This window comes from Bacteroides zhangwenhongii, from assembly GCF_009193325.2.
Classification (GTDB): domain Bacteria; phylum Bacteroidota; class Bacteroidia; order Bacteroidales; family Bacteroidaceae; genus Bacteroides; species Bacteroides zhangwenhongii.
Window position 1 is genome coordinate 1,787,521 of record NZ_CP059856.1, and the last position, 25,573, is coordinate 1,813,093.

Consider the following 25,573-nt stretch of genomic DNA (forward strand, 5'->3'; position numbering starts at 1 on the left):
ATTCATTTTGCATTTCCACTGATATTCAATTTAAATGGAGCATTTTCCGCATTGCAATAGACTGTAAGTGTTTTATCAAAATGTTCAGGTTGTTCTGCCTTATATTTTATTTTCAAAATAATATTTTCACCTGGTAAAACAGGTTTCTTTGCATAATCTACTTTAGTACACCCACAAGAAGTAATTACATCATTTATCACTAATGGCGATTTCCCTACATTTGAAATTACAAACTCGGTTTTTCTCTCGTCATTCCAAGAGAAATCGCCTAAATCAACTTTCTTTTTGTCAAAAGAAATAGCAGTCAAGACTTGTTCATCTACAGATGATACAACAGTTTTTCCTGAAATTATATTGAAATACAAATCTCTTATTTTCGGTTTGAGGACCGGATTTCCGATTGCTATGATCTTATCCTTTTTATCTAAAAGAAAGGTAGTGAAATTCTCCTCATCTAAAAATTTGTTCATTCTATTCAAAGTATCCTTTTCATCAATGTAAACAAAATAATTAAATTGATTATTCCTTAAATGTTTAATCAGTTTCCTTTTCCCTTTTGGATTAAAAACCATTAAACAATTCACTCTGTTAGGATATAGAGAATCTAATTCTTCCATCATCACTTTCCATCTTGGCAATTGCAACCTACAACTGATACAACCTATTGTATCAACATAGTTCAATATAGTATAAGAGGACTGTTCTCTTGTATACTTTGTCATAACAGTATCACTCGTATAAGACGTTAAACATATACTATCAGGAAATTGAATAATCCTCCCATTCCATTCATTAACAAAACGGGCTATTCTATCTTGTTCTGATTCTTTACAAGATAATAATAATATAGCAATAAGTATCAAACTAACTAAACGTGTCATTATCTCAAATAATATTTCAAGATTACAGGATTATCATCTTCTTTTAATGTCTCCATTTTACGAATTTCTTCAGATGACATAAGATTGCGATCTACAACTTTACTAACTAAATCCGGCTGACAAATAGAGAGCAAAACATTGTCTACTATACCAAAGCAAGGATACATGATAAAAGGTTCTCCTTCTTTACATAAATAACCTTCCTTTTGCTTTCTGTTATAAATAAAATGGCTACCATAACCTTTATCTGTTTTTGCCAAATAAACATAAACATAATCATTATTGAAAAACTTGATTAAAGGTAATATACTCTCCGACTTTTTCAAGAATTGATATCTTTCAGTTGCATCCTGCGTAACCCTTCTTCTCTCCTCATCAGAATCTGTTCGTTTCCCATGACCACATCCGGGCAATCCTTCCAGTTTGACTTCAGCATCTCCCAAGTCAAGATACATCATCGGTTCTAACTTTTTGTTTTCTTTATCTATCCGATAAAAATAATAGTTCAATCCAAAAGGTACATAATAAAAATTATCATCAATATGATAAAAGCAATGATGAGACATATTATTTCCGGAGATCGTCCCTTTATAATTTGCATTTACTACTTGTTTTGTATCCAAATTAACAAAAGAAAGTTCTTGGTCGGTCCATACAAAAGGATGGTTAAAAATATAATTATTTGAATCTAAAGCCATCAAATAATCAACTGGAAATTCCGGTTTAAATTGCCTTCTGGATATAAGTTCAAATGTCGGACTATAAGTATATATTGTTCCGTATGGATTTAACAGATCAATACCTTTCAAATATGGATTAAAACTTATATCTAAAACCATAATGTAATCTTTAGGTCCTTGTCCTTTCATTCTTTTTGAATTATCAATGTATCTTCCCTTTCCCGTAAAAGTGTAAACAATCTGATCACTAGTATAAATTGCGAACATATCAATATCTTCATCATAAATAACTTTGTTGGTTCTAAAAAGCAAAGACGAATCATTCGTTTCGAGAGGAACAAGTTCTATTTTTTCAAAGAGAGACGAAGCCTCCCGTATAGTCTCATGTACATCAACCGGTATTATTTCAATCTCTTCCGGTAGTTTTTTATGACCACCAGAACAAGCATAAACAATAACCAATAAAATTATTATACTTACTTTTTTCATTATACTTCTTTTTAATATTAGAGGTTGTATCATATTACAACCTCTAAACGAATAAAACATCAATCACAAGGCGTCACACATGAGTCATATGTACTTCCACTGAATATACAATCATCATAACGAATAAACCACCCCATAGAACATTCACCATACATATGCCAACATCTACCAGGAGAATCATGTTTAGATTGATTACAAGTAATTTCTACATCAGGATATTCATATCTCGCTAATGCCTCAACATTTGCCAAAGCTAAAGCGGATAGCTTCACATTATTTTGCGAAGTATATATATTATATCCCGCAACAGCAGCAATAGCAACAATGGCTATAAGCCCCATTATTTTCTTTTTCATTTTGTATTTTTTTAGTTTATACTTTCTCCTTTTTATTCTGTATATATCATTTCAACAGAATAGCAATAGTTTGCTACATTAACTTTTTATTCTTATGTTTGCATTGGAATCTTTTTTTAAAGGTTTAGGAGCAGATGATATGTAAGCAAATTCGGCAAGATGAACAAACTCATCATTCTGCTCCTTTAATCAAGTTAATTATCTCATTCAACCAAAACTAAATTTTAGTATTGGCTGGTCACTATTTACATCTGTCGCCATTATTGTTTTAGTGGCTTCATCTACCCAAATGCCATATATATAATGATCAAGTACATATTTACATAACGGCTCTCCTTTCAAACTAAATACATAAATGTATTTTCCACCGTCAGGAAGTCTGCCGCTTTGCCTTGCTATCTCTTTAAAGGACGTTCCATGAAACACCGCATAAATAGCACTATCAGTTACTTGAACATCACTGAATCCCATAATGCCTGTTGGTATACCATACCCATCGGAAACTTTGAATTCAGGTTCGTTGTGCTCACCGATACGAACAACATGAGTACTGTCTTTCAAATTATAAACTTCAACCACCTCTCCCAGTTGAGTGACAGCAGCTAAAACGCCATTATGGGGATTATAATCTAAAAAACTACGCCATGCCTGTGCTAATGCCGGACGGGCTTCATGCAAAACTTTCTCATTTGCTGTAGGTATAGCGCCTATCTTCTCTATAAGTTTACCTTGGCAATTAACCTTTAAAAAGCGACTCTCACCTGAATAGTCAGGAATGACAAATGTTGTATCATCATACACAACAAAATCAAGTGGTCGAAGTATATCTTCATCCAATGTTACCGCTTCCTCACGAAGCAGTGAATCACCGGATGAAGAAAAGTCTAACCTAGTTAATTCACTTTTATTGGCATCCAATGTCCAGAGTCCATGATTCTGTAAACGAAAGTTTTCCATTGAAAGCATTTCCATAGGAGAATCTCCACGCCGCCCAAAAGAAGACAGATACTGAAAACTTGGATATTGAAATAGATGTCCGTAATGATCAGTACCATGTAAATCCATCACAATAGCCTTATCTCCTTCGATTCGTATCCTAAACGGATAGCGTAATAAAGCCGTATCAAGCTCTATTACCTCACCCTTCAGTTCTTTTTTTTGTGGAAACTCTGAATAAAAGAATACATTTCCTCCATATTCCTTATGCTTTGTACTGCAAGCCAGAAAAACAAAGAAAAGAAACAGGAGACTAATATTACTCTTCAAGGCTGTATCCTCCAAAAACATATTCAACTTTGGTATGAAATACAGGACAATCTACCGAACCTATGCCAAAACATTGCCTAATCCCTATATTTTCATCAGCAGCTAAAGCTTCTATATTATATAAAAGCAATGAACTTACTTGTTTTTTGTGAATACTCCTATTTTTAATAGCCACAATTGTTACGGCACATACAAATAAAATAATAACCAATTTTTTCATACTGCTTTTGTTCATTAAGATTAATTATGCGAACAAAAGTAGATGACAAAGATTAGATAGCAAAAAAAAATAGCGGACCATATCGGACCAACTATTTTTTCTTCAAAAACACCGATGAAATCGGCATTTTTGAAAGCAGCTATTTGTTAATAAATACCATTAAAGAAGCAATTGATAAGTTTCTACCCCTCTTATTATTTCTATTGAAACATCAAATTCATGAATTATAGAACGCAAGCGAGTTATAGCTTTATGGATTCTATAAATATCACCACTTCCATCCGGCCACAATTCTTTCTTAATATCACTATCATTCAAAATATATTCTTCTTCCTTCTTTTGTAAAAACAATTCCAACAAATGACTAGATTGAGCCGCAATTATTTTTGTATATCCATTTTTCTCTATCTTTTTTTGTTCAGCATTAAAGATTATATTTTCATGTAGAACATAGGAGCGTATCGGAGTCCCTTTGACTTCCTTCACTAGTTTTACAATTGGTACTTCTACAATTTCCTTTTGCCGCATTGCTGAAACCTTTTTTGAAACTACTATGCATATTTTATAGATTATATAAACACCAATAATACACAACAATAAAAAGAGTATAATCTCAATATAGATCAGACTCCATACTGTACAATGGATATATCCCTTCACTTCAATTTCACAAGCATAACCTATATAAATCGTGAACATTAAGTTTGAAGGATTACACCATCTATTTTGAATAGTATTCAAACAACTAGCATTACCTTGTTCATCAGTGATATATATATACAAAGCGGATTCATTAAAGATTTGAGATTTCGACAAATATTCTTTCCAGATCACGTTTAATGAATCAGGCAAAAGATGGTCTTTTCTAAATATAATACTATGCATAGCACGTACGTGGGTATTATTAGTTATATTCATATAATGCTTTTGGGGATCCAAACGATAGCTATGCTTACCATACTCATCTTCCCAAAAGACAGAATCTGGAACATCTGCAACATTCAAAAACTTGGAATCTGAATAAAAAGAAAAAGGAACTTTTAAATTCCTACTTTTCACCACCTGACCGACTGACTCAACAAAGGCCTCTTTCGCCGTCTTTTTAAGCACAGATAACTTAGATTCATAAGTGTACTTGCAAGCAAAAAAGAATGCAACTCCACCAATACAAGCAATAACAGCTAATAGAATAATATTTTTAGTTCTCATCATATTTCATTTTAAAGACTTTTCAACCACAAAGATAACATCAATTAAACAAAACGACGAATAAACCAGATAATATCAAACTGGATTCTTTCAGTTTCACTAGAGAATGAAATATGAGCTTTATTAGTCATCGTAAAAAATCTGTTCTATTTTTAAGATTCTCCACTTTTAGTTCAAATCAAAACTGAAGCAAAAAGAGAAATAAATGCATAAATTAACGCAAGAATATACATTAATCATGTATTTCAAACAATAGTCACTATGATAATACACAAACAGAATCATTATAAATCTTTGTAATCCTTCATCATTCGCATATTTACTTGCACACCATATCTTGCTCCAAATCCAAGCAGGAGAAACGCATAAAGTATCCTCTTTTTATGAATGTTCCTTATTCTAATATTCCGCATATAAAAAATCCTATATCACATCTTAGACATGATATAGGATATTAACAATTATATGATAAAAACAATTTATTACAGCCTCTTTATTTCCTCTATGGATAAACCTGTAACTTGTGAAATAACATCAAGAGGGATATTTAAAGACTTCATATTGCTTGCAGTTTCCCTTTTTACTTCCAAACGGCCTTCTTCTCGTCCCTCCTCTCTACCTTCCGCACGTTCCGTAAATATATTGTCCTTCAATATTACAATATTATCCAAATGGCGATAGTAAGCCTCAAGCTCTGCTTTAGTCATCTTATCAAGTTTGAGACGTTCACGAGCCTCCGTTAAACCTGGAGCAGTCGCACTATCAGGAATATCGCCTGTATTCAAATAATATATCCATTCTTCCAATGGGCTTTTAGCCACTTGATTAAAATCATTGACCTTTAAAATATAGTACTCCGGATAAAGTTGACTCACTGCATCCACTTTAAAAGTTTGTTTCTGGAAAGGGGTCAATTCAAGCACATCTCCCTGATGAATTCCCCGGAATTCCGTTTTACCATGATATACCGTATCTTTCCCGCTACCTAAAGAGAAATAGACAATATTGACACTGTATACTTTTCGTACTTTATCATAACCTTCTCCACGATTGATATACTCGGTTACTAATTTAGAAGTACCAAACAGCATACGTTGAAAATAAGCATACTCATTGTTGTTCTGAACTTCAATTAAAATAAGTTCACCTTTCGAGTTTTCGGCAAGCATATCTACACGATTATACTTATCAAACTCATCTTCTTGATTGCTTTCACTCTCCAAAAGCTTCTGAATGACTATCTTTTCATTTAGAAGAGTGGTTAGAAAGCCTTCAAGAACTGCAAAATTGGCTTTATTGCGTAATAAACCCTTCATAGCCCAATCGAAACGAATATAATTACTTGGCATAGGTTCGTCTCCTTTCTTGTTATCTTGTTTCATGCTAACAAAGGTAAGCAGAAAATGTTTGATTCCAAGTATATATGCTTCAAATTCTTTCTACTAAGAATATTCTATCACCCACTCTCCCAAAGTCCGTGTTGTACTATCAAAATTCACTCCAACCTTGACAACTTTGCGATGATCTATCTCGTAAGGAATAGCATATTGTTTACTATCAATTTGAGCCAATGCTTCTTCGGGAGTTCCATCTACTTTAAATTCAAATACATAAATTGTATCAGGCATCTTTATTACCACGTCAGCCCTGCCAATGGCATTCTTTACTTCTACATCTACGTATTGACCCATTAAACGGAATAATAAATAGAAAATAGTCTGGTAGTGTTTTTCCTGATTGTTCTCCAAATCATAAGGTATGGAAGAAAAGAAAGAACGAGTACGAAGAAGACACTGCTCAATATCACCTTTCATCAGATCTCTGACAAAAGAGACTACATAAAAGTTACTTTCTCGTGTCGGTTGATTGAGATAGGAAGGGATCAACGTCTCAATAAAGCCTATTTTAACTTCTTCGTTCGGATAACCTAATGTATATGTACGAAAGAGAGGTTCATATCCTTTAATTGTCAAATAGCCACTCTGATATAGTACGGGAATCGGATCGGTAATAACCTCTGTCGCTTTATCAAAATCTTCGTCTTTCACTTCCATCTTTTCCAATAGATTAAGACTGAAATCCATTCGTTGTAACATTTCAATCAAGAAAGTGGGTGTACCGGTAGAGAACCAAAAGCTCTTATAATCTTTTTGCGAAAAGGCATTGAAAAGGCTGAACGGATTGTAAATATCTTCACAATTCTTGCTGAAATGATAACCGTCATACTGCCGTTTCAAATGCCGACAAGCTTCTTCATAGGTTTCATCATTTGCTTGAGCTATCCTCTCAATATCCGGTTGCATCTGACTTAGCAACTCTTGCTCTGTAATACCACAAATAGCACTATAATCATCGCTCATACTGATATTCTGTAAGTTATTTAGCTCACTAAATATACTCATTTGACTGAACTTGCTGATTCCTGTCAGAAACAAGAAACGAAGATATTGCCCTTGCGCTTTAAGAGGACTGAAAAATTTCCGCATTTCAGTTCGTAATTGTCCTTGTAAAGCAGAGTCACTATTACTATCCAATAAAGGTGCATCATATTCGTCAATCAATACGACAGCCTGCTTTCCTGTCTGTTGATAAATCCGTTGAAGCAAACCGGTTAAACGGGCTGCATAGCTCGTTTCTTCCTCATTTTTCCCATAAGTCCTCTCCCATTCGCTTAGATAAAGATTCAATTGTTCCTGCAAATCTTCGATGGTGGTATATTTTGTTCTGCTGAAATCAATATGCAACACAGGATAAACAGTCCATTCTTTCTCCAACTGTTCCATAGCCAATCCTTCGAACAACTTTTTCTTTCCGGAAAAATAAGCTTCAAGAGTAGAGACTAGAAGACTTTTTCCAAAGCGGCGGGGACGGCTAAGAAAATAAACTTTATCAGTATGAGTCAATTGATAAATTAACGCTGTTTTATCAATATACACACAATTATTATTGCGCAAATCCTCGAAATTCTGTATCCCGATAGGGTATCTTCTAAATATCTCTTTCATATAAACCTAATGCATTGTTGAAACATGAACAAAGATAATGTTTTTACGCATATCTTACACAGATAGAGGCTGAATTTGTTATTTCTAACCGTATCATTATTGCATTGAAAGTGAAAGTTGCTATCTATTATTCATTATCAACGAGAAGTATTATCATTTTTCACTCATTCACAATGAGCAATTTTAGCATTATATATTTATAATGAGAAGTTTTATATCTTTGCAATCAAATGCTATTAAGATAGTGACGCCATCCCAGGCATATACTGTCACTATGTTTAAACCGGATTATTCGGGCTATCTTTCTAATTTCAACGCTGTGTAGGCAGAGTAAACTCCTGCGAGTCGCAGATCACCCCATTTTCATCTGCCACTGCTACACGGAACGTTACTTCGCCGTCTTTCAATCGATCACCGGCATGTATGGAAGCCGTATAACGAATGCCTTCGCCCGGCAAAATCTCTTCGACCATTACCGAAGGAGAAATGCCGATATGCTTCACCTTGCCTACGGTTTCCACCACCGGAACTACGTTATAAACAGGCTTCCGGCCTTCATTCATAATCTCAAAGATAATCTTACTGTTCTCTCCCGCATCAATCACATGACTGCGATTATCATCTATAAAACGGATTCTACGTAGTTTCAATTGAGAAACAGGCTGCTGAACCGGCTGTTTCTTATATTTCTGCACACGAACCTCCCGAACTTCGGGAACGTATGCGTCATCCTCTATCGGCTCTTGTCGCGGTGCGGTCAACGCACTGCCTATCGCCGCACCGGCAATAGTCCCTACAATATTGCCAATAGCAGAGCCACGATAACCACCTCGCCAACCTCGATTATTATCTCCAATCAATCCACCTATCGAACCTCCCAAACTACCTCCGATAGAAGCACCGGCCACGATAGCTCCCGGATTACCCATACGCCCTGATGCACATCCGCTCAAAAGTAAAACGGAAAGCAAAAATACTGTTAGTTGTTTCTTCATGAGCCTTTCTATTTTAATATTTTTATTCTATTACCTTAAAACGAGCGAAACGCAATAATAGTTGTTTCTCTCCCGCATTTTTAAAATGAATAGTTGCCTTTGCATTGTCTCCCGTGCCTTCTACCTTCATCACTTCTCCCAAACCGAAACGTTCATGTTCAATTCTCTGTCCGGCTTGTAATCCTGCAACCGATACCGGACCGGAAGACATCGCTTGAGAACCGCCACTTACCGTACTTACCTTTTTCAAATTTCTCGGCACACTGGGAGCTATTATCTGAGCCTTCGGTCGCTCCTTTCGTTCCGAAGAAGCACTTCCAAAAGGTGTAGTACGCGACGGAGAAGCAGAACGAGTGAATCCTCCTTCAATCTCCCTGCGGAAGCGTCCTGCGCCTTCATCCACCGAACGACTGATTCCCGCTTCGTGCGGCATTTTCAAATAATGGATATCAATATCACGCAAGAAACGACTGGGACTCCCAAACTCCATCTTTCCATAACGGAAGCGTGTTTTGGCAAAAGACAAGTAGCAATGTTCCTCTGCACGGGTAATGGCGACATAGAACAAACGGCGTTCTTCCTCCAATGCACGGGGAGAATCGCCAACCATCCCACTTGGAAATAGGTTTTCTTCCAGACCGACTACAAAAACATTCTTAAATTCCAATCCTTTGGCGGAATGAACTGTCATCAACGTTATCTTTTCTCCGTCATCCGCTTTGTCGGAATCCTGATCGGTGAGCAACGCAATCTCTGAAAGAAAATCGGTAAGAGATATATTCGGATTGCCTTCCTCCTGCCGCAAAGCACAGAAATCATTCATTCCATTCACCAATTCTTCTATGTTTTCCTTACGGCTCAAGTTCTCCGGAGAAGTATCCTGACACACATCGTTCATAATGCCCGATTGACGGATAATATCCACACCTATCTCATACGCATTCTTATCCGCCTGACCGGTTATAAAACCCTCGATCAATGCACGGAAACCTTGCAGCTTTGTATGAGTACCTTTGTTGATGTTCAGTCCATAGGTCAACGGTTCACAAAGCGTTGACCACAGACTGACTCCGTGATCAGTTGCCGCCGATATGATTTTACCGACCGTAGTATCTCCGATACCACGAGCAGGATAATTAATAATTCGTTTGAATGCTTCTTCATCATTCGGATTCACCACCAAACGGAAATAAGCAATCACATCTTTTATCTCTTTACGTTGGTAGAATGAAAGCCCGCCATAAATTTTATAAGGCATACTCCGCTTCCGAAGAGCTTCCTCAAAAATACGACTTTGTGCATTCGTACGATATAGAATAGCAAAATCAGCATACTCGTAATGATATTCCCGACGAAGTTCAGCTACCTTATTAGCAACGATATCCCCTTCTTCCACATCACTATATGCCTGAAATACACCGATAGCTTCCCCTTTCTCCTTTTCGGAAAATACGGCTTTACGTATCTGGCGCTCATTCTTTTCTATCAAGCTGTTGGCAGCACAAACAATGGTCTGTGTGGAACGATAGTTCTGCTCCAACTTGAAAACTTTCGTATTCGGATATGTCTTCGTAAAGTAAAGGATATTATCAATATCCGCTCCACGAAAAGAGTAAATGCTTTGTGCATCATCGCCAACAACACAAACATGCTGATTTTCTTTCGTCAATTGCAGAACAATGCTATGTTGCGCATAATTAGTATCTTGATACTCATCAACGAGTATATATCGGAATTGGTCTTGATAACGTGCCAATACTTCCGGATAATCACGAAATAAGATATAAGTATATACCAGCAGATCATCAAAATCCATAGCTCCCGCCTGACGACACCTTTCCCAATAACGGGTATAGATATCACGAATAGCAGGCATTTTTACAGCCATATCGCCTTCATATGCTTCTTTATTGGCAGCGTATCCCGTAGGAGTGACCAAATGATTCTTTGCATTGGAGATACGGGCTTGTACCGTTCCCGGTTTATAAGTCTTTTCGTCCAGTCCCATTTCCTTAATAATAGAACGAAGCAGACTTTTACTATCAGCCGTGTCGTAGATTGTAAACTGCGAGGTAAAGCCGATATATTGCGCCTCAGCACGAAGAATACGGGAGAAGATGGAATGAAATGTACCCATCCACAAGTAACGTGCCCGTTCCGCCCCCACTTGTCGGGCAATACGTTCTTTCATCTCACGTGCCGCCTTATTGGTAAAGGTAAGTGCAAGAATATTCCACGGATTGTAACCGTTCTCCAACAGATAGGCTATTTTATAAGTCAGCACACGTGTCTTACCCGAACCCGCACCGGCTATCACTAGCGAAGGCCCGTCATTGTAAGTCACCGCCGCGCACTGACTCTCATTCAATTCCTTTATATAATTGATATTCATAACAGCATTATAAAAACAATGTAGTTTTTTAACAAACTCTCGGCATTCAAATTTGTTCTGAATACAAAAGTATAATATTCATTTGAGAATGACGGTATTTTTATGATTTTTCGTCACTAACTATTTTAACCTAACCCCCAAAGCAATGAAAAAAAGTATATTGTTATCAATTATTTTGAGTTTAAGCCTAGTCGCCTGCATTCCACAGGCTATGGCGCAAAAACAAAGCCGTATGGAAAAACTGCTAAGGTATCTGAACGATAATGATACGGAAAAATGGCAGAAGAACCGAGAAAAGGTAGACAACGACACGAAGGCATATTATGCCGAAGAACTAGCCCTGCTGGATGTCCTTAACGGGTTGTGGAACGAACAAAGCGAACAAGCCGCAACCGATTATTTCGGATGTTACGGGAAAGCGGCAAACGCCTACTTCTCCAACATCTGTGAGGAAGAGAAAATACCGCTTCCGAACGTACAGGACAGAGCGGAACAGGCTATTATCCACATATTGGAGGCTTCGAAAGAACAGATACCTTTCAGCCGTACACTGCTGGACAGTATTCGTTCAAGCGGTTATACGGCAGACTCCGTTATTGCACAGAAGATACGGAATATCCGCGAATTGGCTTTATTGGAAGGTATGCTGACAGCGCCTGCACTCAGTACATATCAGACATATATAGCGGAATATCCGAACGGGAAATTTATCCCGCAAATCAATGCTGCCGAAAACAAACGGTTATACGGGATTGTAAAGCATACCCCGTCACAGGAAAATTTCAAAGCTTTTTTTGACGATCCGGCAATGCTAAAGTTTTTCACGGACAAAGAAACGCGCCCGTTTTTGCCAGAAGTCCAAGCTTTATATGATGATTTTCTATTCCATTGTATCGACAGTCTGCGAGAGGGAAACAATGCAACCGCCCTCCGGCAGGTTATTGACGATTATAAACGCAACCCTTATCTGAGTTCCTCAGCACGTACCCATCTGGACGACCTCGAATATCTTAGCGAGAAAGCTGATTTTGAACTTTTGAAACCGGCAATAACCAATTCCGAATCTTTGGGTTTGTTGCAGGAATTCCTCAGTACACATAAGTACAAAGAGTTTCGTGATCAAGCCAATGCGCTACGAGCTCCATTCATTCTACAGACAATCATCTCCACTCCCACTTCCGTAAAATATTACAATGCGGGACGACTGATCAAGTCTGCCGCCAACGACAGCACTGGGAATGTGTCAACCACTTATTCGTACAATGACAAGGGGCAGCTTGTCTCTATATTATCCCTGACTATGAAAAACGGTCAGGTGAGTGACGAGGTGCAAACAAACAGACTGTATGACCCTCAAGGCCACTGCATTTTTGAAGTGCAGACAAATCCCAAGACCAAAACGGACATTTACCGAAGGACACGCCGTATCGGTGCCGACGGGAGCATCGAGAGCGATTCACTTAAATATATGGACGGAAGGTCGATTATCAGCACATACAATAAACAAGGCTTATTGACTGAAGCTAAAGAATATAATAAGAACGGAGAACTCCAAGCATACACAGCGAACAAGTATGATGAAAAAGGCAGATTGACCGCATCGCAACATCAGAACTTGCTTATGGCTAACTCCGCCGATCAAGTTATCTCCCAAAAAGATACTTATGAATATGATAAATACGGTTATTTGACTCAGATAGCTTATCTGCGTATTTTAGGCAATAACCAGAAAACGTCCGGTTACCTGACTTGTATGTATGATAAATATGGCAATCCGATTGACGGAAATTCTTATTATGAATATGATAATACAGGGCAATGGGTCTGCCGTACAAATCGCGGAAATCCCCAAGAGGTGGAACGAGTACAGTATATTTATAAATAAAAGTGAAGATACTGCGAACCTTTTACCAAATGCTTCTGTTATTATAGTATAACAAGCCATTTAAAACTTGTAACATTATGAATACTATATTAATGTCTTTAATTATGATGACCATGACTTACGAAATGCCTAAACTTCCTTACGCAAACAATGCGTTGGAACCTGTAATCAGTCAGCAAACGATAGATTTCCATTACGGGAAACATCTACAAACGTATGTAAATAATCTGAACAGCCTCGTGCCCGGAACCGAATATGAAGGTAAAAAGGTGGAAGAAATCGTTGCCACCGCACCGGACGGAGCTATATTCAATAACGCCGGACAAGTATTGAACCACAATCTATATTTCCTGCAATTTGCCCCCAAACCTGCCAAGAAAGAACCGACAGGCAAACTGGGAGAAGCCATCAAGCGTGACTTCGGCAGCTTTGAAAACTTCAAGAAAGAATTCAATGCGGCAGCGGTAGGATTATTCGGTTCAGGATGGGCCTGGTTGTCCGTTGATAAAAACGGAAAACTGCACATCACCAAAGAAGGAAACGGCAGTAACCCTGTACGTGCCGGATTGAAACCGCTTCTCGGTTTTGACGTGTGGGAACACTCTTACTATCTGGATTACCAGAACCGTCGTGCCGACCATGTCAATGCCCTGTGGAGTATCATCGACTGGGATGTGGTGGAAAACAGAATGTAACGGATTTACTGACTAAACTATACTTGAACAAGGTCGTTGTGATTTTCACAGCGACCTTTTTTAGGCTATATAGATGCCACCAACACAAATATCCGACAGAAAAATGAAAAAAAATCAACCGATTTAGTGTTTTTCTGTTTCTTTTTCACTTACTTTGCTCCCGTAAAGACAAAGGGGTGCCCCATGAGGGGCTGAGATTATACCCTAAGAACCTGATGCAGTTAGCACTGACGTAGGGATTGTGTTTCTTCTTATCGCCTTTCCGTAAAAGCACGCTCTTTGTATTTACTTTCAACTTATTTATTCTGATAGGACAATGAAAGTACAAGTGAACAACAAAGAGGTGGAACTTATCCCCAACTCTACCCTTACACAGCTGACGACGCAACTCGAACTTCCCGTTCAAGGTATTGCTATCGCGGTAAACAACAAAATGATTCCCCGTACCGAATGGGAACGTTTCGTATTGCATGAGAATGACAATCTGGTAATTATCAAGGCGGCTTGCGGAGGATAAGAAAATGATTAGTCTGCAATTTATCACACATCAGACCGAACGGTATTCATATTTCGAATCGGCACGTATGGCACTCGAAGGAGGGTGCAAATGGATCCAACTACGCATGAAAGAAGCTCCTCTTGAGGAGGTGGAACAAGTGGCGCTGCAACTGAAGCCACTCTGTAAGGAACACGAAGCTATCTTAGTTCTCGATGATCATGTCGAATTGGTCAAGAAACTGGAAGTGGACGGTGTACATCTGGGAAAGAAGGATATGCCCATCGACCAGGCACGACAGATACTCGGAGAAGCCTTTATCATCGGTGGCACGGCCAATACCTTCGAGGATGTCGTACAACATTACCGCGCCGGAGCCGATTACTTGGGGATCGGTCCCTTCCGCTTCACCACCACTAAAAAGAATTTAAGTCCCGTACTCGGTCTGGAAGGTTACGCTTCCATCCTTTCACAAATGAAAGAAGCGGATATCAACCTTCCGGTAGTAGCTATCGGAGGAATCACCAACGAAGATATCCCCGGTATCCTCCGCACAGGAGTCAATGGCATCGCCTTGTCCGGAACGATTCTCCGGGCGGAAAATCCGGTAGAGGAAACACGGAAGATTCTAAGTAATTCATAAATCAACATCTATAATTCTAAATTCCAAAAGACATGGAAAAGTTAGTAATTGCAGGACGTGAATTCAGCTCACGCCTTTTCTTGGGAACAGGAAAATTCAACTCCAATGAAATAATGGAGCAATCTATTCTGGCTTCGGGCACAGAAATGGTAACGGTTGCCATGAAACGTATTGACATGGACAACAAAGAGGACGATATGCTGAAACATATTATCCATCCGAATATCCAGTTATTACCCAACACTTCCGGTGTACGCGATGCGGAAGAGGCTGTGTTTGCCGCACAGATGGCGCGTGAGGCGTTCGGAACAAACTGGCTGAAACTAGAGATTCACCCAGATCCCCGCTACCTGCTCCCCGACTCTATCGAGACACTGAAAGCTACGGAAGAGTTGGTAAAACTAGGTTTCGTCGTATTGCCTTATTGTCAGGCAGACCCCGTGCTTTGTAAACGGTTGGAAGAAGCCGGAGCAGCTACCGTTATGCCTCTCGGCGCTCCGATCGGCACAAATAAAGGATTGCAGACCAAAGAATTCCTACAGATTATTATCGAGCAGGCAGGTATCCCTGTTGTCGTTGATGCAGGTATCGGTGCGCCAAGCCATGCCGCTGAAGCAATGGAACTGGGAGCTTCCGCCGTACTGGTAAATACAGCAATTGCCGTTGCCGGAAACCCGGTAGAAATGGCGAAGGCCTTCAAAACTGCCACCGAAGCCGGAAGACAGGCATACGAAGCGGGATTAGGACTGCAAGCGGACAACTTTATAGCCGAAGCCAGCTCACCGCTGACTGCTTTTTTGGATAAATAATATGAATAAGTAGCTGACTGCTAAAAGAACAATTATGGAACAAAGAATAAAATTTCCCCGCTCTCAGAAAGTATATTTACCCGGAAAACTTTATCCGAATATCCGCGTTGCCATGCGGAAAGTGGAGCAAGTGCCCAGTGTCAGTTTTGAAGGCGAAGAAAAGATTGTAACTCCCAATCCGGAAGTATATGTGTATGACACCAGCGGACCGTTCAGTGATACGGAAATGAGTATTGATCTCAAAAAAGGCTTGCCCCGAATGCGTGAAGAATGGATTGTCGGTCGTGGTGATGTGGAGCAACTACCCGAAATCACTTCCGAATACGGACAAATGAGACGGAACGACAAAAGCCTCGACCACCTGCGTTTTGAGCATATCGCTCTGCCTTATCGGGCAAAAAAAGGAGAGGCTATTACTCAGATGGCATACGCCAAAAAGGGAATTGTCACTCCGGAGATGGAGTATGTGGCCATCCGTGAAAACATGAATTGCGAAGAGTTAGGAATCAAGACTTATATCACTCCCGAATTTGTCCGCCAGGAGATTGCGGAAGGACGTGCCGTACTGCCCGCCAACATTAATCATCCGGAAGCCGAACCGATGATTATCGGACGTAACTTTCTGGTAAAAATCAATACGAATATCGGAAACTCGGCTACTACTTCGAGCATTGACGAAGAGGTAGAAAAAGCATTATGGAGTTGCAAATGGGGAGGCGATACGTTGATGGATCTCTCTACCGGAGAAAACATTCATGAGACACGTGAATGGATTATCCGCAACTGCCCCGTACCCGTCGGCACAGTCCCTATCTATCAGGCTCTTGAGAAAGTAAACGGTGTGGTGGAAGACCTGACTTGGGAAATTTACCGGGATACTTTGATTGAACAATGCGAACAAGGAGTGGATTACTTTACCATCCATGCAGGTATCCGTCGGCACAATGTCCATCTTGCCGACAAGCGGTTGTGCGGTATTGTCAGTCGCGGAGGAAGTATCATGAGCAAATGGTGTCTGGTGCACGACCGGGAAAGTTTCTTATATGAACACTTTGACGACATCTGCGATATTCTGGCACAGTATGATGTGGCAGTATCTTTGGGCGACGGACTTCGTCCAGGTTCTATCTACGACGCGAATGACGAAGCGCAGTTTGCAGAATTGGATACAATGGGAGAATTAGTGTTACGCGCATGGGATAAGAATGTGCAAGCATTCATCGAAGGCCCCGGACACGTTCCGATGCACAAGATCAAAGAAAATATGGAACGCCAGATCGAGAAATGCCACGATGCGCCGTTCTATACACTCGGCCCGCTGGTAACGGATATTGCTCCGGGATATGATCATATCACTTCCGCCATCGGTGCGGCACAAATCGGATGGTTGGGAACGGCAATGCTTTGCTATGTCACTCCTAAGGAACATCTTGCCCTGCCGGACAAAGAAGACGTACGTGTGGGAGTCATCACTTATAAGATTGCCGCCCATGCCGCCGACCTCGCCAAAGGACATCCGGGAGCACAGGTACGTGATAATGCATTGAGCAAAGCCCGGTATGAGTTCCGTTGGAAAGACCAGTTTGATTTATCACTTGACCCGGAACGTGCACAAAGCTACTTCCGTGCCGGACATCATATCGATGGAGAATACTGTACGATGTGCGGACCTAATTTCTGTGCGATGCGGTTGTCACGTGATTTAAAGAAGAACAAAAACTAATCACTAAAAATTATGTTTTCAGACGAATTAGAAAAAATATCTTGGGAAGAGACGACAAAAGCCATCTATTCCAAAACGGATGCAGACGTACGACGTGCATTGGGTAAAAAAGAGCACCTGGACGTCAACGATTTTATGGCATTGATTTCTCCGGCCGCCGCTCCTTACCTGGAAGTGATGGCACGCCTCAGCCAGAAATATACATTGGAACGGTTCGGCAAGACCATCTCTATGTTTGTTCCGCTCTATCTGACTAATTCTTGCACCAACTCTTGTGTGTATTGCGGTTTCCATATCAGTAATCCGATGAAAAGAACCATACTGACAGAGGAAGAGATTATCAACGAGTACAAGGCTATCAAACGTCTGGCTCCTTTCGAGAATCTCCTGCTAGTGACCGGCGAGAATCCCGCGGCAGCGGGTGTTCCTTATATCGCCCGCGCTTTGGACTTAGCCAAACCTTATTTCAGCAATCTCCAGATTGAGGTAATGCCGCTTAAAGCAGAGGAATACAAGGAGCTGACCAATCATGGCCTGAACGGAGTAATCTGCTTTCAGGAGACTTACAACAAAGCAAATTACAAGACGTACCATCCGAGAGGCATGAAGTCCAAATTTGAATGGCGTGTCAATGGCTTCGACCGTATGGGACAGGCAGGGGTGCACAAAATCGGTATGGGGGTATTGATCGGTCTGGAAGAGTGGCGGACAGATGTTACGATGATGGCTTATCATCTGCGCTATCTGCAGAAGCACTATTGGAAAACGAAATATAGCGTGAACTTCCCGCGTATGCGCCCGTCGGAGAATGGAGGTTTCCAGCCCAATGTCATCATGAACGACCGCGAACTCGCCCAACTCACATTCGCCATGCGTATCTTCGACCATGATGTAGATATCTCTTATTCTACCCGCGAAAGTGCGGAGATACGCAACAACATGGCAACACTGGGTGTAACGACCATGAGTGCGGAAAGTAAGACCGAACCGGGAGGATACTACAGTTATCCCCAAACACTGGAGCAGTTTCATGTCAGCGATGAACGGAAGGCCGTGGAAGTGGAACGTGACTTGAAAAAGCTGGGACGTGAACCTATTTGGAAGGATTGGGACCAGTCGTTCGATTTCAAAAGATAGGCTGATGCGATACGACAGACAAATTATACTTCCTGAGATTGGGGAAGAGGGACAGAATAAGTTGCAAAAGGCAAAAGTGCTGATTGTAGGTGTGGGAGGGTTAGGCTCTCCCATCGCTCTTTATCTGGCGGGTGCAGGCGTAGGCTGTCTTGGTCTGGTAGACGATGATTCGGTAAGTATCAGCAATCTGCAACGACAGGTCCTTTATTCCGAAGAGGAGCTGGGAAAGCCGAAGGCCGTATGTGCCGCCCAACGCTTGACCTCGCTCAACAGTGAGATTGAGACAAGATACTACTCTACCCGACTGACTGCGGAAAACGCATACCGTATTATCCAAGAATATGATATAGTGGTGGACGGCTGTGATAATTTCGATACCCGTTATCTGATTAACGATATCTGCATCGAGCAGGGAAAACCGTATGTATATGGCGCTATCTGCGGATTTGAAGGACAAGTCTCGGTTTTCAATTACGGAAACCGAAAGAAAAGTTATCGTGATCTTTATCCTGACGAAGAAGAAATGAAACGAATGCCTCCTCCCTCCAAAGGAGTAATGGGAATTACGCCTGCCGTTGTAGGAAGTATTGAAGCAACAGAAGTTCTAAAGATAATCTGTGGTTTCGGTGACGTTTTAGCCGGTGAACTATGGACAATTGACCTGCGGACATTGCAATCTAACAAATTTTCACTATAAAGGTTGGTTTCTGATATAGTTAATTAGTAACTTTGCTAAAGAATCCAATTTTAACAAAGGGAAATGAAATTAATTGTAGTCACCACACCCACTTTCTTCGTTGAAGAAGACAAGATTATCACTGCTCTTTTTGAAGAGGGATTGGATATTCTACATCTTAGAAAACCGGAAACTCCGGCCATGTACTCTGAACGGTTGCTGACTCTTATTCCGGAGAAATATCATCGACGTATTGTCACGCACGAGCATTTCTATATGAAAGAGGAGTTCAATTTGATGGGAATTCATCTGAATGCCCGCAATCCCAAGGAGCCACATGATTATGACGGGCATATCAGTTGTTCATGCCATTCTGTGGAGGAAGTGAAAAACAGAAAACATTTTTATGACTATGTTTTCATGAGTCCTATTTACGACAGTATCTCTAAAGTGAACTATTATTCGACGTATACCGCCGAAGAATTACGTGAAGCACAAAAGGCTAAAATCATCGACTCGAAAGTAATGGCGTTAGGCGGTATCAATGAGGAGAACCTGCTTGAGATTAAGGACTTCGGCTTTGGCGGTGCCGTTATATTGGGGGATCTTTGGAATAAATTCGATGCTTGTTCCGATCGTGATTATCTGGCTGTAATCAAGCATTTCAAGAAACTGAAAAAGCTATCGGATTGAGCGAATAAAGAGCCGGGCTTGTATTTTATATTGCAATCACTAGATTTAGATTTTATATAAAAGAAAAGGGAATCCCCGAATATTCGAGAATTCCCCTTTCCTTTATTATTGTAGTACAACGGTTCTTTATCAGAACTCGTAATGGAAACCAAATGAAAGGTCTTCACTACCGAATGAAAATCCGTAACCATCAGTACCATACGCATAATCATCTCTGTATCCCAAGAATCCACATTTGGCAACAAGGCTAAAGTGATTATTCAATTTAATGGCAAGTCCCGGTTTGATCCCCAGCTCAAAGCCACCTTCGGAGTTGTCACCATATTTAACAGAAGAAACTCCAATACCTCCATCCAAAAACAGACGTACTACTTTATTTTCGTAATATGAATAACGAACATAAGGAGCAAAACTAAAAGCATTTTTAAAACCTACTGTCTCTTTGCTGTTGTGAGCAAATCCTAAGGTAGCTCCCACTGCCCATTGTTCACTAAAGTTATATCCAAATTCCGGTTCAATCAGGAAAGATGTATTATCCGCATCGTCATTATGCCACAATGCCACATTTCCACCCGCATAAAATTGTGCTTTAGCAGACAAAGCCGCCATCACTACAAAAATCAAAACTACAATCTTTTTCATTCTATCGTTGTTTTAGTTAAACATTCAGGCCTCTTAAAAGCCTAATACCTTAATTTTTCGGGGAACAAAAGTATAACCCTTTTTTGATTAAAACAACTTTTTAGTTAGTTTTTCATAAAATATACATCTTGAGCGAGTGTAAACTTTGAGTAAACATCGCAACAAGTAATAGTAAATAATCGGCTGAAAAAAATAGGCTGCAATCAACTCTATGAGATGATTACAGCCTACATTACAGATAGTTAAGTACCTAACCAGTGTATTTGACTATCCTTCTATAGCTGCCTGCGCCGCTGCCAATCTTGCAATAGGCACTCGGAACGGCGAACAACTTACGTAGTTCAATCCTACTCTGTGGCAGAACTTCACAGAAGAAGGTTCACCACCATGTTCACCACAAATACCGCATTTCAAATCCGGACGGATGGCACGGCCTTTTTCCGTTGCCATACGAACCAACTGTCCCACACCATTCTGGTCGAGAACCTGGAACGGGTCTACTTTCAAAATCTTCTTTTCCAAATATACAGGGAGGAAAGAAGCAATATCATCACGAGAGTAACCGAAAGTCATCTGCGTCAAGTCATTTGTACCGAATGAGAAGAATTCCGCAGAAGAAGCAATACGGTCGGCAGTCAAGGCTGCACGAGGTATTTCGATCATAGTACCAACTTTGAAATCAATGCTGTCTCCCATTTCCTCAAACAATTTCTTAGCTTCGGCACGGATCACCTTTTCCTGTTCTTTGAATTCATACAGAATACCGGTCAACGGAACCATAATTTCCGGATGAGTCTCCACTCCTTCTTTCTTCAATTCCAAAGCAGCACCCAAGATAGCGCGTGTCTGCATCTGTGTAATCTCCGGATATGTATTTCCCAAACGACAGCCACGGTGTCCCAACATCGGATTGTGCTCACACAATGATTCCACACGCTGTTGGATATATTGCAGGCTCACTCCCATAGTATCTGCCATTTCCTGCTGTCCTTTCAGATCGTGAGGAACGAACTCATGCAAAGGAGGATCGAGCAGACGTACAGTCACAGGACAACCCGCCATTGCCTTAAAGATACCTTTAAAGTCGGCTTGTTGATATGGAAGAATCTTAGCCAATGCCTTACGACGGCCTTCTGCATTTTCAGCCAGAATCATTTCACGCATAGCCTTAATCTTCTCACCCTCAAAGAACATATGTTCCGTACGGCAAAGACCGATACCCACCGCACCGAAATTACGGGCTACCGTCGCATCATGAGGCGTATCCGCATTGGTACGTACCTGCAGACGGGTATATTTATCGGCAAGCGCCATCAGTTCGGCGAAGTCACCGGAGAGTTCGGCAGCCTTCGTTTCCACCTTACCATTATATACTATACCTGTACTTCCGTTCAATGAGATATAATCTCCTTCTTTCAATACCACACCGTCAATTTCTACGGTACGAGCTTTATAATCGATATTCAAAGCACCCGCACCCGACACACAGCATTTGCCCATACCACGTGCAACCACAGCAGCATGAGAAGTCATACCACCGCGAGCTGTAAGAATACCTTCGGCAACTGCCATACCGGCCAGGTCCTCAGGAGAAGTCTCGATACGAACCATCACTACACGCTTACCGGCAGCACGCCATTCGGCTGCATCATCAGCAAAGAATACAATCTGACCGGCAGCAGCACCCGGAGAAGCAGGAAGACCGCGAGTTAGAATTTTAGCTTTCTTCAAAGCGTCCTTATCGAATACAGGGTGGAGCAACTCATCCAACTTATTCGGTTCCACACGCATCAAGGCAGTCTTTTCGTCAATCATGCCCTGACGGAGCAAATCCATAGCAATCTTCACCATAGCAGCACCCGTACGCTTGCCGTTACGTGTCTGGAGGAACCAAAGTTTACCTTCTTGTACGGTGAACTCCATATCCTGCATATCCTTATAGTGATTTTCCAGTTTGGTTTGAAGCGCATCCAGTTCTTTATAGATTTCGGGCATGGCTTCTTCCATAGAAGGATATTTGGCAACGCGCTCTTCTTCACTGACTCCTGCCAGTTGAGCCCAACGCTGAGAACCTATCTTAGTAATCTGTTGCGGAGTACGGATACCGGCTACCACATCCTCGCCCTGCGCGTTAATCAGGTACTCACCATTGAAAAGGTCTTCACCTGTGGCAGCGTCACGGGAGAAACAAACACCTGTTGCCGAAGTTTCGCCCATATTACCGAATACCATAGCCTGTACACTGACTGCTGTTCCCCATTCGTCGGGAATTCCTTCCATCTTACGATAAAGAATAGCACGTTCATTCATCCATGAGTTGAATACGGCACAGATAGCTCCCCAAAGCTGTTCGTAAGCTGATTTCGGGAAATCCTGTCCGGTCTGTCCTTTTACGGCGGCCTTGAATCGTTTTACCAATTCCTTCAAGTCTTCCACTTCCAACTCATTATCCAGTTTCACACCTTTCTGATGTTTCACTTCTTCGATGATTTCTTCAAACGGGTCCACATCTTCCTTATTCACCGGCTTCATGCCCAATACCACGTCACCGTACATCTGTACAAAACGACGGTAAGAATCCCATGCAAAACGCGCATTTCCTGTTTTGCGGATCAATCCTTCCACTACTTCGTCATTCAGTCCCAGATTCAGAATCGTATCCATCATGCCCGGCATGGAAGCACGTGCACCGGAACGAACAGAAACCAACAACGGATTCTCAACGTCACCGAATTTTGATTTCATCAAAGTTTCTATATTGGCGATTGCTCTTTCTACTTCACTTTTCAAAAGAGATACGACTTTATCTTTTCCTAATTCGTAATATTCTGTACAAACATCTGTGGTGATTGTAAATCCCGGAGGAACAGGGACACCGATAAGATTCATTTCGGCAAGGTTGGCGCCTTTACCACCTAACAAGTTTCTCATGTCAGCCTTTCCTTCTGCCTGACCATTTCCAAAGGTATAAACTCTTTTTTTATCCATAATATTGTGTTTAAAGTTACATTATGACTTTTTTCTGTTCGCAAATCTAAGGATATTTCGCAAACCAGAAAACTTTTTGCGAAAAAACTTTCTATCAAAATGCAATTTCGACATTACAATCTGGAATATTTCCGTAGACACGAAAGTTTTCCCAAAAAAATACCTACTTTTGCAAAGTAATTATTAGATTGGTGTAAAAGTGGCAAGAAAGAAAAAAGAGCTTCCCCTATTGGAGAAGGTAACAATCATGGATGTGGCTGCCGAAGGGAAAGCCATCGCAAAAGTAAATGACCTGGTAATTTTTGTACCATACGTAGTACCGGGCGATGTAGTAGACCTTCAGATCAAGCGTAAAAAGAACAAATATGCCGAAGCAGAAGCGGTGAAGTTTCATGAACTGTCGCCCAACCGCGCTGTTCCTTTCTGCCAACATTACGGTGTATGCGGCGGTTGCAAATGGCAAGTGCTCCCCTATTCGGAACAAATCAGATATAAACAGAAACAAGTAGAAGATAACCTGAAACGTATCGGAAAGATCGAGCTTCCCGAGATTTCTCCTATTCTTGGTTCGGCAAAGACCGAATTCTATCGGAATAAACTGGAATTTACATTCTCAAACAAACGCTGGCTGACTAGTGAAGAAGTCCGTCAAGACGTGAAGTATGACCAGATGAATGCAGTAGGTTTCCACATTCCGGGAGCATTCGATAAAGTGCTGGCCATTGAGAAATGCTGGTTGCAAGATGATATTTCCAACCGCATCCGTAATGCGATACGCGACTATGCATACGAACATGATTATTCCTTTATCAATCTGCGCACGCAGGAAGGTATGTTGCGTAACATGATTGTCCGCACGTCTTCAACCGGTGAGCTGATGGTAATTGTGATTTGTAAAATCACGGAAGAGCATGAGATGGAGTTGTTCAAGCAGTTATTGCAGTTTGTCGCCGACTCATTCCCGGAGATCACTTCCTTGCTATACATTATTAATAATAAATGCAACGACACTATCAATGATCTGGATGTGCACGTATTCAAAGGCAAGGACCACATCTTTGAAGAAATGGAAGGATTGCGCTTCAAAGTAGGTCCGAAATCTTTCTATCAGACAAATTCGGAACAAGCGTACAACCTATATAAGGTGGCCCGTGAATTTTCCGGTCTGACCGGAAATGAGCTGGTATATGACCTTTATACGGGAACAGGAACAATTGCGAATTTCGTATCACGCCAGGCACGCCAAGTGATAGGTATCGAATATGTGCCGGAAGCCATCGAGGATGCAAAGGTCAATGCAGAAATCAATGATATCAAGAACGCATTATTCTATGCAGGTGATATGAAAGACATGCTGACTCAGGACTTCATCAATCAGCACGGACGTCCGGATGTGATTATTACAGATCCTCCCCGTGCCGGTATGCATCAGGATGTGATCGACGTTATCCTGTTTGCCGAACCAAAACGGATTGTTTACGTAAGTTGCAATCCTGCTACTCAAGCACGCGATTTGCAACTGCTCGATGAGAAATATAAGGTGAAAGCCGTTCAACCGGTAGATATGTTCCCTCATACTCATCATGTGGAAAATGTGGTGTTATTGGAACTCCGATAAAGAATTCGGTTCACCACAGATTACACGGATTAACACGGATTTTTTATTGTTGGATTTTATAATCTGTGTTAATCC

22 protein-coding genes and 1 riboswitch are annotated in these 25,573 nt (G+C 40.8%); of the genes, 10 read left to right on the top strand and 12 right to left on the bottom strand.

All coding sequences use genetic code 11. From position 1 onward, the window contains the following. Positions 1-2 precede the first annotated feature (2 nt). The 10 genes from GD630_RS07170 to GD630_RS07215 all read right to left on the bottom strand — a co-directional run bounded on the left by GD630_RS07170 (position 3) and on the right by GD630_RS07215 (position 11,493). Complete coding sequence (locus GD630_RS07170; protein WP_143865782.1) at positions 3-881, bottom strand: DUF1573 domain-containing protein; 879 nt, start codon at positions 879-881, stop codon at positions 3-5. Then, the gene (locus tag GD630_RS07175; protein WP_143865780.1) at positions 881-2,050 is read right to left on the bottom strand and encodes a 6-bladed beta-propeller; all 1,170 of its coding nucleotides are present in this window, start codon (positions 2,048-2,050) and stop codon (positions 881-883) included. Before GD630_RS07175 ends, GD630_RS07170 begins: the two co-directional genes overlap by 1 nt. Before the next feature lie 59 nt (positions 2,051-2,109). Beyond that, positions 2,110-2,406: an NVEALA domain-containing protein gene (locus GD630_RS07180; RefSeq protein WP_143865779.1), complete on the bottom strand. Its 297-nt coding sequence runs from the start codon at positions 2,404-2,406 to the stop codon at positions 2,110-2,112. A gap of 207 nt (positions 2,407-2,613) precedes the next feature. Further along, positions 2,614-3,693, bottom strand: coding sequence for a BF3164 family lipoprotein (locus GD630_RS07185; protein WP_143865777.1), 1,080 nt, complete (start codon positions 3,691-3,693; stop codon positions 2,614-2,616). Then, positions 3,662-3,892: an NVEALA domain-containing protein gene (locus GD630_RS07190; protein WP_143865775.1), complete on the bottom strand. Its 231-nt coding sequence runs from the start codon at positions 3,890-3,892 to the stop codon at positions 3,662-3,664. The genes GD630_RS07185 and GD630_RS07190 overlap by 32 nt, the downstream gene beginning before the upstream one ends. A 159-nt stretch (positions 3,893-4,051) precedes the next feature. Beyond that, positions 4,052-5,104 (bottom strand): helix-turn-helix domain-containing protein, encoded by a 1,053-nt coding sequence (locus tag GD630_RS07195; protein WP_238482973.1) that lies wholly within the window; start codon positions 5,102-5,104, stop codon positions 4,052-4,054. A gap of 479 nt (positions 5,105-5,583) precedes the next feature. Then, complete coding sequence (locus GD630_RS07200) at positions 5,584-6,483, bottom strand: Rpn family recombination-promoting nuclease/putative transposase (RefSeq protein ID WP_143865771.1); 900 nt, start codon at positions 6,481-6,483, stop codon at positions 5,584-5,586. 60 nt (positions 6,484-6,543) lie between these two features. Beyond that, positions 6,544-8,106 carry an ATP-binding protein gene (locus tag GD630_RS07205; protein ID WP_143865769.1) on the bottom strand — a complete coding sequence of 521 codons (1,563 nt, stop codon included), beginning with the start codon at positions 8,104-8,106 and terminating at the stop codon, positions 6,544-6,546. A gap of 311 nt (positions 8,107-8,417) precedes the next feature. Continuing rightward, the gene (locus tag GD630_RS07210; RefSeq protein WP_143865767.1) at positions 8,418-9,101 is read right to left on the bottom strand and encodes a glycine zipper family protein; all 684 of its coding nucleotides are present in this window, start codon (positions 9,099-9,101) and stop codon (positions 8,418-8,420) included. Positions 9,102-9,123: 22 nt separating this feature from the next. Further along, entirely contained in the window at positions 9,124-11,493 is a 2,370-nt protein-coding gene (locus tag GD630_RS07215) for an ATP-dependent helicase (RefSeq protein ID WP_143865765.1), read from the bottom strand. A 145-nt stretch (positions 11,494-11,638) separates the two neighbouring features. Between GD630_RS07215 and GD630_RS07220 the strand changes: the two genes are divergently transcribed. From GD630_RS07220 to GD630_RS07260, 9 genes are all read left to right on the top strand, one after another. Beyond that, positions 11,639-13,378 (top strand): RHS repeat protein, encoded by a 1,740-nt coding sequence (locus GD630_RS07220; RefSeq protein WP_143865763.1) that lies wholly within the window; start codon positions 11,639-11,641, stop codon positions 13,376-13,378. 77 nt (positions 13,379-13,455) lie between these two features. Next, positions 13,456-14,073, top strand: coding sequence for a superoxide dismutase (locus GD630_RS07225; RefSeq protein ID WP_007755077.1), 618 nt, complete (start codon positions 13,456-13,458; stop codon positions 14,071-14,073). Positions 14,074-14,235: 162 nt separating this feature from the next. Beyond that, positions 14,236-14,329: riboswitch (TPP riboswitch) on the top strand. Positions 14,330-14,389: 60 nt separating this feature from the next. After that, positions 14,390-14,590 carry a sulfur carrier protein ThiS gene (gene thiS / locus GD630_RS07230; RefSeq protein ID WP_007755075.1) on the top strand — a complete coding sequence of 67 codons (201 nt, stop codon included), beginning with the start codon at positions 14,390-14,392 and terminating at the stop codon, positions 14,588-14,590. A gap of 4 nt (positions 14,591-14,594) precedes the next feature. After that, a complete protein-coding gene (locus GD630_RS07235; RefSeq protein ID WP_143865761.1) occupies positions 14,595-15,212 on the top strand; it encodes a thiamine phosphate synthase in 618 nt (205 codons plus the stop codon). A gap of 32 nt (positions 15,213-15,244) precedes the next feature. Continuing rightward, entirely contained in the window at positions 15,245-16,021 is a 777-nt protein-coding gene (locus GD630_RS07240) for a thiazole synthase (RefSeq protein ID WP_007760996.1), read from the top strand. 34 nt (positions 16,022-16,055) lie between these two features. Further along, positions 16,056-17,744, top strand: coding sequence for a phosphomethylpyrimidine synthase ThiC (gene thiC / locus GD630_RS07245; RefSeq protein WP_143865760.1), 1,689 nt, complete (start codon positions 16,056-16,058; stop codon positions 17,742-17,744). 12 nt (positions 17,745-17,756) lie between these two features. After that, positions 17,757-18,881 (top strand): 2-iminoacetate synthase ThiH, encoded by a 1,125-nt coding sequence (thiH, locus tag GD630_RS07250; RefSeq protein ID WP_007760999.1) that lies wholly within the window; start codon positions 17,757-17,759, stop codon positions 18,879-18,881. A 4-nt stretch (positions 18,882-18,885) separates the two neighbouring features. Next, positions 18,886-19,578 carry a HesA/MoeB/ThiF family protein gene (locus GD630_RS07255; protein ID WP_143865758.1) on the top strand — a complete coding sequence of 231 codons (693 nt, stop codon included), beginning with the start codon at positions 18,886-18,888 and terminating at the stop codon, positions 19,576-19,578. 63 nt (positions 19,579-19,641) lie between these two features. Beyond that, positions 19,642-20,250 (top strand): thiamine phosphate synthase, encoded by a 609-nt coding sequence (locus tag GD630_RS07260; RefSeq protein WP_007755052.1) that lies wholly within the window; start codon positions 19,642-19,644, stop codon positions 20,248-20,250. A gap of 129 nt (positions 20,251-20,379) precedes the next feature. Here the strand turns inward: GD630_RS07260 and GD630_RS07265 are convergent, their stop codons facing one another. Both GD630_RS07265 and ppdK read right to left on the bottom strand, forming a co-directional pair. Next, positions 20,380-20,892, bottom strand: a complete 513-nt coding sequence (locus tag GD630_RS07265) for an outer membrane beta-barrel protein (protein WP_007761007.1) — start codon at positions 20,890-20,892, stop codon at positions 20,380-20,382. A 267-nt stretch (positions 20,893-21,159) separates the two neighbouring features. Continuing rightward, positions 21,160-23,880 carry a pyruvate, phosphate dikinase gene (gene ppdK, locus GD630_RS07270; protein ID WP_143865756.1) on the bottom strand — a complete coding sequence of 907 codons (2,721 nt, stop codon included), beginning with the start codon at positions 23,878-23,880 and terminating at the stop codon, positions 21,160-21,162. A gap of 247 nt (positions 23,881-24,127) precedes the next feature. Between ppdK and rlmD the strand changes: the two genes are divergently transcribed. Beyond that, positions 24,128-25,498, top strand: a complete 1,371-nt coding sequence (rlmD, locus tag GD630_RS07275; protein ID WP_262890832.1) for a 23S rRNA (uracil(1939)-C(5))-methyltransferase RlmD — start codon at positions 24,128-24,130, stop codon at positions 25,496-25,498. Positions 25,499-25,573 lie beyond the last annotated feature (75 nt).